The 15259-nt window shown below is 52.8% G+C and carries 5 protein-coding genes; all 5 read right to left on the bottom strand.

The features are described 5' to 3' along the window. Window positions 1-37: 37 nt before the first annotated feature. The 5 genes from KTE_RS29505 to KTE_RS29525 all read right to left on the bottom strand — a co-directional run bounded on the left by KTE_RS29505 (window position 38) and on the right by KTE_RS29525 (window position 15251). Window positions 38-1264 carry an MFS transporter gene (locus KTE_RS29505; protein WP_201387770.1) on the bottom strand — a complete coding sequence of 409 codons (1227 nt, stop codon included), beginning with the start codon at window positions 1262-1264 and terminating at the stop codon, window positions 38-40. Between the two features lie 49 nt (window positions 1265-1313). Beyond that, window positions 1314-2420: a hypothetical protein gene (locus KTE_RS29510; protein ID WP_201387772.1), complete on the bottom strand. Its 1107-nt coding sequence runs from the start codon at window positions 2418-2420 to the stop codon at window positions 1314-1316. 67 nt (window positions 2421-2487) lie between these two features. After that, window positions 2488-3801, bottom strand: a complete 1314-nt coding sequence (locus tag KTE_RS29515) for a D-arabinono-1,4-lactone oxidase (RefSeq protein ID WP_201387775.1) — start codon at window positions 3799-3801, stop codon at window positions 2488-2490. After that, on the bottom strand, window positions 3798-4736 hold the full coding sequence (locus tag KTE_RS29520) for a class I fructose-bisphosphate aldolase (RefSeq protein ID WP_201387777.1): 939 nt from the start codon (window positions 4734-4736) through the stop codon (window positions 3798-3800). Before KTE_RS29520 ends, KTE_RS29515 begins: the two co-directional genes overlap by 4 nt. Before the next feature lie 57 nt (window positions 4737-4793). Next, window positions 4794-15251: a non-ribosomal peptide synthetase gene (locus KTE_RS29525; RefSeq protein ID WP_201387779.1), complete on the bottom strand. Its 10458-nt coding sequence runs from the start codon at window positions 15249-15251 to the stop codon at window positions 4794-4796. Between the last annotated feature and the right edge of the window lie 8 nt (window positions 15252-15259).

The following is a 15259-nucleotide window of genomic DNA, read 5'->3' on the forward strand; positions in this document are numbered from 1 at the left end:
TGGCTGTTTGGTGTGTCCTGGCATCTATCGCCTGTGTTCAGGTTGGTTGTTGGGGAACATTGGTGACAGGAGCGAATAGAGCAATCACAAAACAGAGAAAAACGACCATTGCCAATCCAATTTGTAGGCCAAATCTATCAGATACAAAGCCAATGATTGGTGGACCGATAAGCAGACCGCAATAGCCACAGGTTGTGACAGCGGCAAGCGTAGCTCCAGTTGATTGCTGAGAAACACGGCTAGCTGCGCTTAAAATAAGCGGGAAGATGATGGAGAGCCCCAGCCCAATGAATGCGAAGCCTAGCAGAACTGTCGGGGTCCACGGTACGATGACTCCTAAGCCGAGTCCGATGCCTGCAAAGAGAGCAGCGATTCGCACTAAGACACCAGGACCTAGACGCATAGCCATATAATCACCAGTAAAGCGTCCAAATGCCATGAATAAGGAAAATACCGCATAACCTGTGGCCGCTAATCCAGCACCTGAATGCACGATTTCGGTGAGATAGACAACGCTCCAGTTTCCCATTGCACCTTCGCTGAGTAAGGCACAGAAGGCAAGGATACCCAGCAACAGTAAGATGTGGGATGGGAGAGTCAATCTAAATTTCCAGACAGATTTTTCACGGCGTGTGACTGCCTCGGGCTGCCTGTTTTCCTGGACTGGTGGTGTAGATAAGAGCCAGCGGGTAATTGCAAGGACACTGATTGCCCCAATAGTAGCTACGATGAGGAAATGGAGTAAAGGGCTCAGTCCCTGTGAAGCAACAAAGCCTCCAACAAAGGCGCCAAATAGGCTTCCCGCACTGTAACAGGCATGGAATGAGTTGAAAATAGGTTTTCCATATGCCTGCTCTACACTGGCTCCTTGCATATTCATTGTGACATCCATGGCGCCATTACTTGCTCCGCAAAATACAAGGTTGAGCATTAAAAGCGGGAGGCTTGGTTCTAAGGCAAGAAGAGGTAGAACTATGCATAGGCAGAGTGCTGCCAGCACCGTGATGGTTTTACTACCAATAGAAGCTGAGACTCGGCCAGCTATATTCATAGCAATCAGTCCTCCCAGTGAAGCCCCCAACAACGCGATCCCTAATCGTCCCGCCGATAAGGTGATGCGGGCCTGGATATCGGGAATACGCGTTGCCCAGGTAGCCAGGAGCGTCCCATTAATAAAGAAAAGTACAATGACCGCAATTCTTGCCTGACGAAGTCTTTGTTGGTTCTCCTGAGAGAGGGTTATAGATGTTGCAATATCTTTCATGCGACGTTTGCTCCAGATGGAAATAAGACACATCAGAAATTACCAGGCGTTAGTGTCGACTGATAAATGCGTTATATTTTGTCAGCAATTCATGGGCTCGGTCTTCTACCTCAGATAGAGGCAAACGTTTACAATCATACCCAAGCATGTTTTGCAGGACTGCGGCATGTTTTTCCGAAAAATGGACAGTACCATCATCTGCTATGGATTCAATACCATTCATCCTGAGTCCATCTTGATTGATGCGAATGGCCTCTTCACGTGTGAGTCCTGGTGGCAAAATGACTTCGATTCCCTGGGCTTTTCTCTGTATGGGATACGTTCCTGGAAGGCCATCGGGCCCAGGTGCATGTGTAATGGCCGAATTTTCAGTAGTAAGCGTCTCAAGGATCGTTGCTGCTGTGGCGGCTGTAAGCAATTGGGTATATTCATGCTTTAGTGTCAGTGGTAATGTGCGAAATAGTGCCGGGATATCGAGCTGTGGCGTAATATCCTCGCCTCTGGAGAATGCTGTGAGATGGAATGGAACCCCTCCTGCTGTCCCTGATCGGAGCATTTGCGATACGTCAGCGTGTGCAAAGAAAAAGATCTGTATGTACTCTACTGATTGGTGGAGCTGAGTAGCGATCGCTTGCCGTAGTGGTGAGATGGTATTGGCAAGATTCCCAATTCCGCTCGTTGGTGCCAGTCCAACCTTAGCGAGGACCGGGTGTAAATTATCCGGAGCAGCCGCATTGAGCACGATTATTTTTCTTCTTGTTTGTTGTACTGCCTGCATAAGTTTATAGAGGGGGGCAAGCGTTATTGGCATCCAGGCTCCCTGCGCTTTCTGTAACTGCTGGCTAAGAGCATCGGGGATCTGTCTAGAAACGCTCGTTGCAGAAAGCATTGCCATTGATGAAAAGATTACATCAGGCTGGAATGCAGAAATGATATGACTCATTTGATCAATATTCCAGACATCCATGGAGGTAGTATCGACATGGATTGATTTGCCGAGATGGAGAGCGGCACTGTGCGTCCAACGGCAGCGCTCCTGAATATAAGCTTGATTGCGTCCTGCTACTAAAAATTGATCGCCAGGTTTGGCACGTAGCACAAACAAGTCAAACACTTGTGAACTCAAGTTTCCAAGACCGGCAAAGAGAATCTTCACCAAATAATCTCCTTTATATGACCGCAGCTCCTTTTTTTATAGAGATACCTGCAAAAAACAGGTACTGCTATTGTGCTAAAAGCTGTTTGAGATAGCTATTGAGAAATATGCCATTCGGATCCAGGTTAGTGCGGATGCGTTGAAAGTCCTGCCAGCGAGGATAGAGCTGAGCCAATTGTTCTGCTTGCTGCGTATGGAATTTACCCCAATGTGGTCGTCCCTGGTAGTGTTTAAAAATGTCTTCGACGGCCGCAAAGAAAGGGCGATAGGGCATAGCGTGATACATATGAACTGCGATATACGCGGTTTCACGTTGATACGCCGGGCTGAGCCAGATATCGTCTGCTCGCCCAAAACGACATTGCACTGGGCCATGGACTTTGAATTGGTTGCGCTCGATACATTGTGCAATGTCCCGCATGGTTTGCCTGGCACATTGAGCTGGTAAGGCGTATTCCATCTCGTGGAGTGGAGATCCCGGCGTAAAAGTGAGAACGCTATGGCTATAGTCGATTTTTTCGACGTCGATAAGCGCTTTTTCGAGTAGCCCGCAGATAGGCGTACAGAGTGCTGGTATGTGTCGGCAGGTTTCTGAGAACGACCAGTAGAGTAGACGTCTAAAGGTGGGATTACGCAAATGCCGGTTCGACATTTGTATCATCTGAGGTGCGGTTGCCGTGGTATCCTGAAAAAATTTTGCATGAACCCATGGCGTATGAGGATACCAGTAGAAACCAAAGTGTTTATATTCCTGCTGGTACTGCTCTAGATTGTCAAGACAATCATCCAGGCGCATACGACGGCCCTGATAGTGGAGATAGTGGGCTGGAACCACGCGCAGCTTTACTTTGATAATGATACCTAACGTACCCAATGAGACCAATGCTGCCTGAAATATTTCAGGCTGTTGGTCAGGAGAGCAGACTAACTGCTCTCCTGTAGCTGTTATCAGCGTGAGTTCTACTACTTGCGTTGAGAGATTGCCGAAGCGGATACCTGTACCGTGTGTTCCCGTGCTGATTGCGCCCGCAATGCTTTGCACCACAATATCTCCAAGGTTCTCCTGTGCCAGTTGATAGTGAAGCAGTTCCTCTCCCAGGCGTGCCAGAATGGTGCCACCCATGACGGTCGCTGTGCTCTGTTCGGCATCAATGGCACTGATCCCCTGGATGCGCTGTAACGAAATGATGACATCGCTGGTGGGCACCAGCGGGACCATAGAATGGCCGGACCCGGCAACGCGTATATGGTGCCCCTGATGATTATGCGCTTTCACCAATTTTGTCAGCGCATCAATATTGTCAGGGCTGGCTATGACCTGTGGTGTACATTGCACAGTGCCAGACCAGTTTTTCCATTGGAATGGTTTTATCTGTCTCATAGAGGGTGCTCATGTTTTTCTTCATCTGCATAAATGTCGATAAGCCGGTTTATCAGCTTTTGTGCATCCTCTTTTTTGCGCTGGAACGAGTTGCGGCCAATGATGGAGCCGAACCCACCGCCTGCGCGAATCGCCCGTGCCTGTGCCAGCAATTGCTCTTCGTCGTTAAACGGCCCACCGGAGAAGATAACCAGGCGACGTCCATTGAAGGCGGCCTGGACGATATGTCGAATGCGATCGGCGGGATCCTCAACCGGGATCTGATACTGCTGATACGTCTCTTTGGCGGCAGTTTGTTCGACCCGTGAGGTTGGAAAGAGAACTTTGATGATATGAGCTCCGATCTGGGCAGCGATATGGGTGGTATAGGCCGTGGTGTCAACTGATCTCCACTCTTCTCGTTCAAGGTTAATGCCAAAGGGATAAGACCAGACGACAACAGCCAGACCAGCCGCTTTGGCCTGGGCGGCGAATTCACTGAGCTGCTCATACATCTCTGAGCGCAGGGTTGAGCCAGTGTAGATTGTAAAACCAATACCGACACAGCCCAGCCGAAGTGCGCTTTCAACTGTCGAGGTAATCGTGCTCTTAAATTCGTTCCCGCTCTGGAGAGAATCCATACTATTACACTTCAAAATCAAGGGGATCTCCCCACAGTAGTCAGAGACGCCTGCTTCTAAAAAGCCGATTGGGGCAGCATACGCGCTGAATCCGGCGTCTATTGCAAATTGGAAATGATATCGTGGGTCATAGGCCTCTGGATTGGGGGCAAAACTGCGTACTGGTCCTATTTCAAAACCCTGATCAACCGGGAGAATAAGAAGTTTCCCTGTCCCTCCAAGTTTGCCGTGGTTCAGGATGCGAGCAAGATTGGTACGAACACCAGGGTTTTCATTGGCATACCAGCTCAGTATTTCACGAACACGTTCTTTCATAGTCATGACTCCTTTTTTATTGTGATGAGTGTTGATAGATGTTCCGTCAATGCTGCGTTATGCATCTGCATGATCCAGGCTTGTGCTCAATAGCTGAGCAAGTGTCCGGCTGTTTGGGTGCTGCATCATCGTATAATGCGTCCCCTGAACAGTAGAGAGAGAGAATTCTGGTAGCGTTAGCTGTTGCCAACTTGAGGCTGCTGTACTCGGTGTTCCTTCAGGAAGATCGCGTGCCTGAAAGAAGAGAAGCTTGCCGAAATAGGGACGTGGTGTATAGTGCTGAAAAGCTCCTTTGTTTTGCCGAAATGTAGAGAAGAGTCGTAGCAGAGAAGCCGTATCTAACTCGGGAGGGAAGATCCCAGCACGTTGTGCCTGCTCGAGTATCGAGCGCACCAGTTCTTGTGGATGGGTGTGATGATGATTGAGATGGGCTGCTGATATATGTTTTCCCGAGAGACCCTCTAGATCGTGCAAGAACTCGCTCACAATACTCTGCTCATCGGAGAGATGTCCTGGTGCGTAACTATCGAAGAGCGTCAATGTACATACTGTGTGTCCCTGTTGTTGAAGCTGCTGGGCCATCTCAAAGGCGATGACGCCACCTAGTGACCATCCTCCCAGGTGATAAGGGCCGGTTGGCTGTACCGCGTACATTGCTTCAATATACCGCGCGGCAAGATCTTGCAGGCGAGGCTGTGTTGTTTGCCAGGAATCCGGGTCGGGTGATTGGAGTGCATAGAATGGTCTATCTTGATCTCCATCACGGGCGATATCAAGATAGCAGAAAACTTCACCTCCAATTGGATGGACGCAAAAGAATGGATATTTTTCTCCAGATGTGCGCATGGGAACCAGGATAGAGCGAGGCTGCTGCGTATCTTGTTGACGAATAAGGCTGGCCAAATGTTCAATCGTCGCATGTTGAAAAAGCGTGGAGAGTGGAAATTGCTGTTGGAATGCATGCTGAATGTGTGCCATCAGGCGTATCGCGAGGAGCGAATGCCCTCCTATCTCAAAAAAATTGTCGGTGATACCAATGGTCTGGTGTGGGAGGAGTTCTTCCCAGATACGGACTAGTTGTAACTCGATAGCATCGCGTGGCGGAGTATAGTTTTGCTGGGGCCCATGTGGAGCATGGGTAGGGAGCGGGAGGGCCGCTAGATCTAATTTATCATTTGGTGTGTGAGGAAATGCGGGTAAGTGTATAAATGCCGATGGGAGCATATATTGAGGCAACTGTTGGTATAGAAATTGTCGTAATTCCATTGATGAGGGAACCTGGTTTATCTGTGTCGTGAAATACGCGAGCAGCAGCGCTTCATCATCGGGCTGCTTGTGTGAGATGACAACACACTCATGGATAGCTGGATGACGGTGCAGTACTGCCTCGATCTCACCAAGTTCGATACGGAAGCCACGAATCTTCACCTGATGGTCGAGACGACCCAGAAACTCCAATGCGCCATTTTCGCGATAGCGTACCAGATCACCCGTTTTGTAGAGCCGTGCCCCGGCTTTGTCAGAAAATGGATGAGGAATGAAGCGTTCGGCTGTTAGCATTGCCTGGTTATGATAGCCACGAGCGATGCCGGCTCCCCCCAGATAGAGTTCACCCGCCACCCCGATGGGAACCGGTTGGAGTTGTGCATTGAGCACATATGTCTGAGCGTGGTTGATCGCCGGCCCGATGAGTGGTGGCTGATTTTGACCTGGTGTATAGTGCGCTCCAGTCGCCCAGATCGTGGCTTCAGTGGGTCCATAGCCATTATAGAGTCTGTGTGTTTTAGCTACCTGGTCAGCCAATTCTTTGGGCAGGGCCTCTCCTGCTGAGATAAACATATGCAGGCCAGAGAGTGCATTGCAGTCCAGGGTTGCTAGCACTGATGGCGGCAGCGTTGCTTGGGTGATGGCGTACTGGGTGAGGAAATGTTGGAGGTCGCTACCCGGCAGCAAGGCCTCACGTGCCCCTAGAACCAGAGTAGCACCAGCCGTTAAGGCCAGTGAAATCTCAAAGACCGAGGCATCGAAGCTCAGAGAGGCAAATTGCAAGATACGGTCCTGGGGCTGGATGGCAAAGATTTCCTGCTGCGTCTGAGCCAGATAGAAGAGCCCCTGGTGTTCAATTTGTACTCCTTTGGGTTGACCAGTCGAACCGGACGTATAGATCATATATGCCAGCGAGTGGGCTGGGATGGTCAGTGAGAGATTCTCTGGCGCTCCATTGCTGAGTTCAGGCCAGATTCCATCAAGCGCAATGTATGCACAGGAGGATGCTGGGAGGCGAGGGAGAAGATGTTGTTGGGTGAGCAGAAGAGAGATCTGAGCATCATGCAACATGAAAGAGAGGCGGTCCGATGGGTAGGATGGGTCGAGTGGCAGGTAGGCACCACCGGATTTGAGGACGGCAAGGAGCGCGATGAGCATGTCTGGAGAACGTTCGACAGCGATCCCGACCAGTGTTTCTGGACCCCCTCCCTGCCTTCGCACATAGTGGGCAAGTTGATTGGCTTGTGCGTTGAGGTGTTGATACGTAAGCTGTTGATCACCAAAGATGAGAGCTATGGCATCAGGTGTTTGCTCAGCGCGTTGCTCAAAGAGGACGTGCAGGGTGGAGGGCGCTGGCGCGGGCAATTGGGGAGACTGCCAGCCCTGGATGAGTTGGCGTCGCTCCTGTTCAGGTAAGATCTCCAGACGACTGATGGGACAGGCCGGGTGCGCGAGAATATCGGTGACCAGCACCTCATAGGAGCGGGCCAGGCGCTGTATCGTGGCTGCTTCAAAGAGATCGGTCCGATATTCCAGGGTAGCGTGGAACATGCCTGCTTCCTCTTCAATGATCAGGCTGAGGTCAAATTTGGTGGCGTGGGACTCGATGGGAAGCCATTGGGTGCTGATCTCAGCAAGCGAGAGCGGGGCGGTAGCCTGGGGCCGGAAGAGAAACATCACCTGAAAGAGTGGCGAGTGGCTGAGCAGGCGTTGGGGATGGAGCGCTTCGACCACCTGCTCGAAGGGGAGATCCTGATGCTCATAGGCTTGCAGAACGACGCTTTTGACCTGCTGGAGCAGGGCCTGGAATGATGGGTCCGCCGAGAGATCAAGGCGCAGTGCCAGAGTATTGACGAAGAAGCCGATCAGGTGCGCGACTTCTGGCCGGGTGCGGTTGGCAATGGGGGTGCCGATGACCAGGTCCTGCTGTCCACTATAGCGCTGCAGCAGGACCAGGAAGGTGCTCAGAAAGAACATGAAGGGTGTGCAATCACACCGGCGGCAGAGCTCGGCAAGGGAAGGATGCAGCTGCGTGGGCAACGTAAACGCGTATTGAGCGCCTGCCGTCTGCTGAACGGGAGGGCGAGGATGATCAGTGGGCAGTTCCAGCAGAGCAGGCGCATCGGCGAGTTGCTGTTTCCAGTAGGCGAGCTGCTGCTGGAAGATAGGAGTCTGGAGCCATTGGCGTTGCCAGAGCGCATAATCGGCATACTGCACAGAGAGGGTCAGTAGGAGCGCCGTGGTGCCGGTCAGGTGAGCATTATAGAGCAGCCCAAGCTCATGTAGCAGCAGGTCCATCGACCAGCCGTCAGAGGCGATATGGTGCATGGTGAGGATCAGGTGATGCTCGTGTGGGGAGAGGCGCAGAACATGCAGGCGGATGGGGAACTGCTCTGCGAGCAGGAAGGGAGCGTGGGCATCCTGCTGGCGAAGCGCGTGGGCGGTGGCCTCGCGCAGTGGCGAAGGGAGAGCAGAGAGATCAATGCAGGAGAGCAGATGCTCTGGCAGGGAAGCGAGGGGAGCGATGACCTGAATAGGATCTCCATCCAGGGAAGCAAAGGTCGTGCGCAAGACCTCGTGGCGCAGGATCAGGTCCTGGAGACCGTGAGCCAGTGCAGAGAGGTGCAAGGGTCCCTGACAGCTGAAGGCCAGGCTCATATTGTAGCTGGCATCAAGGGGGCTGAACTGATCGAGGAACCAGAGGCGTTGTTGGCCAAAGGAGAGAGGCAAGGGGTGATCGCGGGAAGCGGGAGCGAACGTGGGCAGGAACGGAGCCTGCTCGTGGTGCTGGGTCTGGGAAAGCAATTGGGCGAGTGCCGTGATGGTAGGAGCGGCAAAGAAGTGACGCAGAGAGAGGTCGATAGAGAAGAGTGCTCGGATGCGAGAGATCACCCTGGTCACGAGCAGCGAGTGGCCGCCCAGGGAAAAGAAGTTGGCAGTAACGCTGATCTGTTGCTGGGGGAGAGCCAGGACCTCGGCCCAGATGGAGGCAAGCGTCAGCTCGATGGGAGAACGAGGTGCGACAAATGAAGCATCGTGGATCTGGGCGCTCAGATCGGGAGCCGGGAGGTGACGACGATCGAGCTTGCCATTGGGAGAGAGGGGGAGGTGATCCAGGAACACAAATGCTGATGGGACCATATATTCTGGGAGATATTGTTGCAGGAATTGACGCATGCTTTCCGCTTTTATTGTCTCTTCTCCTGCCGTCGTCATATACGCGATCAGGCGTTTGTCATCTGTACGATCCTCATGTACGATGGCAACTACTTCTCGTATGGCAGGATATTGCCTGATGACCGCTTCAATCTCGCCGAGCTCGATACGGAAGCCGCGCAGCTTGATCTGGTGATCTGTGCGTCCAAGATATATCAGCGCTCCATCGGATCTGCGGCGTCCCAGGTCGCCAGTGCGATACAATCGTGACCCAGCGCGTCCACTGACCATGTCCGGCACAAAACGCTCAGCGGTCAATTCCGGACGTTGCCAGTAGCCACGTGCGAGACCGGCACCACCAATATATATCTCGCCGGTTACGCCGATAGGCACTGGTTGTAGAAAGGTATCGAGGATATAGACTTGCATCTGATCGATTGGATATCCGATAGCGTTCGCTTGGTCTGAAGGCTCATTCCCGATCTGATAACTTGTGGCATCTGCTGCAACCTCTGAGGAGCCATACAGATTGAATAAGTGAGCAGCTGGTAAGCACTGGCGAAAGCGTTGTATGAGATCCACAGGAAGCGCTTCGCCACTACTTGTCCAATGCGTAAGCCGGTAGAGCTGTGTCTGAAGAACGGCATCCTCCTCCTGGAGTAAAACGCGTAAGAGCGAAGGCACCAGGACAATCCGGCTGACGGCATACTGCGCTAATTGTTCTCGTAAACGAGGTGGATCCTTGACAACTTCATCGGTTAGGATGACAAGCGGCACTCCTTGTAGAAGGGGTCCAAAGATCTCTGACACCGCATCAACGAAACTCAGGTTCGTTTTCTGGCAACAGATCTCCTGTGCAGTGAAAGGTATGGTTCGCCACATCCATTGTAAGCGATTGACTATTGCGCCATGAGTACCCAGGACACCTTTAGGCTTCCCAGTTGATCCCGACGTGTAAATGACATAGGCCAGATTCGCATCACTGAGGGTCAGAGAGGGGGAGCCTGGCTCTGTCTGTGTAATCTGTTCCCATTGCTGATCGAGCGCAATAATAGTAGGCCCTTGCGATGGTAGGAGTGTACGTAACGTGCTCTGGGTCAGGACAAGCGTTACCTGGCTATCGGCGAGCATAAAGGCAATCCGCTCGGAAGGATGCGTCGGATCAATCGGAACATACGCCCCTCCTGCTTTGAGGATGCCTAATAATGCGACCAGCATGGTCGCGGATCGTTGTAGACATACACCGACTAAGCTCTCTGGCCCAATCTTTCTTGCTCGGAGATAACCGGCAAGCAGATCAGCATACCTGTTCAGTGTTTGGTAGCTGATCTGCTCTTCATTGCAGATTGCGGCTATGGCATCAGGTGTCTGTTCAGCGCGTTGCTCAAAGAGGACGTGCAGGGTGGAGGGCGTAGGCGCGGGCAATTGCGGAGACTGCCAGCCCTGGATAAGTTGGCGTCGCTCCTGTTCAGGTAAGATCTCCAGACGGCTAATGGGACAGGCCGGGTGCGCAAGACTATCGGCGACCAGCACCTCATAGGAGCCGGCCAGGCGCCGTATCGTGGCTGCTTCAAAGAGATCGATCCGATATTCCAGGGTAGCATGGAACATGCCTGCTTCCTCTTCAATGATCAGGCTGAGATCAAATTTGGTGGCATGGATCTCGATGGGAAGTCGCTGGGTGCTGATCTCAGCGAGCGAGATTGGGGCGGCAGCCTGGGGCTGGAAGAGAAACATCACCTGAAAGAGCGGCGAGTGACTGAGCAGGCGTTGAGGATGGAGCGCCTCAACTACTTGCTCGAAGGGGAGATCCTGGTGCTCATAGGCTTGTAGGGTGACGCTTTTGACCTGCTGGAGCAGAGTCTGAAATGATGGATCCGCCGCGAGATCAAGGCGCAGCGCCAGGGTATTGACGAAGAAGCCGATCAGGTGCGCGACTTCTGGCCGGGTGCGGTTGGCAATGGGGGTGCCGATGACCAGATCGTGCTGTCCACTATAGCGCTGCAGCAGGACCAGGAAGGTGCTCAGGAAGAACATGAAGGGCGTGCAATCACACTGGCGGCAGAGCTCGGCAAGGGAAGGATGCAGCTGCGTGGGCAACGTAAACGCGTATTGAGCGCCTGCCGTCTGCTGAACGGGAGGGCGAGGATGATCAGTGGGCAGTTCCAGCAGAGCAGGCGCATCGGCGAGTTGCTGTTTCCAGTAGGCGAGCTGCTGCTGGAAGATAGGAGTCTGGAGCCATTGGCGTTGCCAGAGCGCATAATCGGCATACTGCACAGAGAGGGTCGGTAGGAGCGCCGTGGTGCCGGTCAGGTGGGCATTATAGAGCAGCCCAAGCTCATGTAGCAGCAGGTCCATCGACCAGCCGTCAGAGGCGATATGGTGCATGGTGAGAAGCAGGTGATGCTCGTGTGGGGAGAGGCGCAGGACCTGCAGGCGGATGGGGAACTGCTCTGCGAGCAGGAAGGGAGCGTGGGCATCCTGCTGGCGAAGCGCGTGGGCGGTGGCCTCGCGCAGTGGCGAAGGGAGAGCAGAGAGATCAATGCAGGAGAGCAGATGCTCTGGCAGGGAAGCGAGGGGAGTAATGACCTGAATGGGATCTCCATCGAGGGAAGCGAAGGTCGTGCGCAAGACCTCGTGGCGCAGGATCAGGTCCTGGAGACCGTGAGCCAGTGCAGAGAGGTGCAAGGGTCCCTGACAGCTGAAGGCCAGGCTCATATTGTAGCTGGCATCAAGGGGGCTGAACTGATCGAGGAACCAGAGGCGTTGTTGACCAAAGGAGAGAGGCAAGGGGTGATCGCGGGAAGCGGGAGCGAACGTGGGCAGGAACGGAGCCTGCTCGTGGTGCTGGGTCTGGGAAAGCAATTGGGCGAGTGCCGTGATGGTAGGAGCGGCAAAGAAGTGACGCAGAGAGAGGTCGATAGAGAAGAGTGCTCGGATGCGAGAGATCACCCTGGTCACGAGCAGCGAGTGGCCGCCCAGGGAAAAGAAGTTGGCAGTAACGCTGATCTGTTGCTGGGGGAGAGCCAGGACCTCGGCCCAGATGGAGGCAAGCGTCAGCTCGATGGGAGAACGAGGAGCAACAAATGAAGCATCGTGGGTCTGGGTGCTCAGATCGGGAGCCGGGAGGTGACGACGATCGAGCTTGCCATTGGGAGAGAGGGGGAGGTGATCCAGGAACACAAATGCTGATGGGACCATATATTCTGGGAGCTGTGTACTCAGTACGCGGCGCATCACACTGGAATCTGTATTTTCTCCTACCAGATAGGCAACCAGTTGTTGCTGATCGGGTACATCCTCGCGTAGCACGACCACTGCCTGACGAATTGAGGGTAATTGCTGTAATATCGCCTCAATCTCGCCGAGTTCGATACGGAAGCCGCGTAATTTTACCTGCTGATCTTTGCGTCCCAGGAATACAATAGCCCCATCAGATCGATAGTGTACAAGATCTCCCGTACGATAGAGACGTGCGCCTGGCTTTTGACTGAAAGGATGGGGGATAAAGCGTTCAGCTGTCAGTTCAGGACGATTGAGGTAGCCATAACCCAGTCCATTTCCCCCCACATACAACTCTCCGACGGCACCGATGGGAACAGGTCTGAGCCAGTCATCAAGGATATAGAGCTGCGTATTGTTGATCGGCCGTCCAATGGGGGGATCAACAAGTTGCGCATTGTTAACATAGGTAAATGCGACTGCGTCACTGCATTCAGTCGGACCGTAGTAATTCACCAGAGCCGTCTGTTGTAAAGGTCCCTGGATAAGAGGTTGTAGCCGTGAGATATGGATAGGCTCACCACCTAGAACGACTGTCCGTAGAGACGACAGTGATGTCAATGGGGTCTCCTCAAGCAATGGATAGAACATACTGGGAGTGCAATTGAGAAGCGTAATGGCTTGCTCTGCAATCGTGTGTCGAATGATGGCTGGATCATAATAGTGAGACGGTAAGAGATGGACCGTTCCTCCGGTGAGTAAGGGGGCAAACAAATTTTTCTGGGTCAGGTCAAAGCTAAAAGAGGTGACAATCAGGATATGGTCACGGGATGAAATATGCATAGCGCTGACAAACCATTGGAGCATATTGATAAAGTTCTGATGTGCGATGACCGCTCCTTTTGGTTTACCCGTGGAGCCTGAGGTATAGATCATATAGATCGGATGCTCAGGACGGCTCAGATTGATCAGATTATCATGAGATGTTTGCCAATCTATATCTGGTACAAGTATTGGCGTCGTAGTTACAGGCAAGCGGTGCCGAAGCGAAGATTGCGTCAGGAGTAGTTGGAGCTGCGCGTCTTCTATCATATACGTTAAACGCTCCTCTGGATAGGCCGCATCCAGAGGAACATAGGCTGCTCCCGCTTTGAGAATAGCGAGCATTGATACTGCCAGTTCCAGTGACCGTTCCATGCTGACCCCGACCAGCGCTCCTGGCCCGATACCCATGGCACGCAAAGAGTGGGCCAGGAGGTTGGCTGCATTATTGAGTTCTCGATACGTTTTGCGTTCTCCCTCAAACACCAGAGCTATCGCCTCGGGCGTCCGTGCGACCTGCTGTTCAATGAGTTCATGGAGACAGGAAGCCGGGGGAGACTGGAGCGTCGTAACATTCCATTCATGCAGAAGTTGGAACTGTTCCTGTTCTGGCAAGATATTGAGCTGGCTGATGGGTCGATCTGGGTGGGCAACGATATCGTCTAGCAAGATCTGGTAATAGGATCCCAGGCGTTGCATTGTTGCTGCTTCAAAGAGGTCGGTGCGGTATTCCAGAAATGCCTGAAAAGCATCAGGCTCTTCCACGATAATTAGACTCAGATCGAACTTGGCAGTATTCGTATTGATTTGCATGCGCTGTGACCTGATATCGGTGAGCGCGATGGTGGTCGTGGGCTGTGTCTGGAGAACGAACATCACTTGAAAGAGCGGGGAGTGATTGAGCATGCGTTGCGGTTGCAGCGTTTCGACGAGCTGATCAAAGGGCAGGTCTTGATGTTCATAGGCTTCCAGCGTGATCGTTTTGACCTGCTGGAGGAGCGCTTGAAATGATGGATCTGCCGAGAGGTCGACACGCAGAGCCAGGGTATTGACGAAGAAGCCGATCAAGTGAGCGACTTCCGGGCGATTGCGATTGGCAACAGGAGTGCCGATGACCAAGTCATGCTGCCTGCTATAGCGATGCAGGAGCACCTGGAAGGCCGCTAAAAAGAGCATAAAGGGTGTACAGCCGTGCTGACGAGCGAAGCGTTGAAGGGCCTGGACTCGATGGAGAGGAATAGAGAACTGGTGGAGGGCTCCCTGTCCCTGCTGTTGAGATGGAAGAGGGTGGTCGTAGGGAAGTTCCAGGAGGGCAGGAGCGTCGGCGAGCTGTTGTTTCCAGTAGTCGAGCTGCTGCTGCAAGGCGGGACCCTGGAGCCATTGGCGTTGCCAGAGAGCGTAATCAGCGTACTGCACAGGGAGGGCAGGCAGGGACGCAGCATGTTCATTTACCTGAGCATTATAGAGTTGCCCAAGCTCATGCATAAAAATATCCATCGACCAGCCGTCGGAGGCGATATGGTGCATGGCAAATAATAGCTGATGCTTTTGCGGTGCCAGGCGTAAAATGTGTACTCGTAAAAGCGGCCCATGAGATAAATCGAAAGGGTCGTGGCTTTCTTGTTGTGTAAGCTGCGCGATGGCCTGTTCACAGTCCTGCGTAGAGAGAGACTGAAGATCAATGAGCAGGAAAGGAAGAGGTAGCGTCGCGTGAATCTGTTGTAGAAGCTCATTTTCGTGTTGCTGAAAGGTAGTTCGTAGCACCTCGTGACGTTGCACGATCTGATAAAGACTGATATTGAGCGCTTCCAGATTCAGTGGTCCGGTAAGTTGCACACCTTCAACAATATTGTAAGAGGCGGGATCGGCTGCGAGTTGATTGAGGAACCATAAGCGCTGCTGCGCAAAGGAGGCAGCAGTGAGCGCAGAGCGATCCTTACGGACAGGAATTTGCTCAGACAGGTTCGTTTTTCCTTTTTGCAACCTCTGGAGTAGCAATGCTCGTTTTTGAGGAGAGAGGTTGAGAATACGTGCTGTTGAATCATTCACGATATGTC

This window comes from Ktedonobacter sp. SOSP1-85 (genome assembly GCF_016587415.1).
Taxonomy (GTDB): domain Bacteria; phylum Chloroflexota; class Ktedonobacteria; order Ktedonobacterales; family Ktedonobacteraceae; genus Ktedonobacter.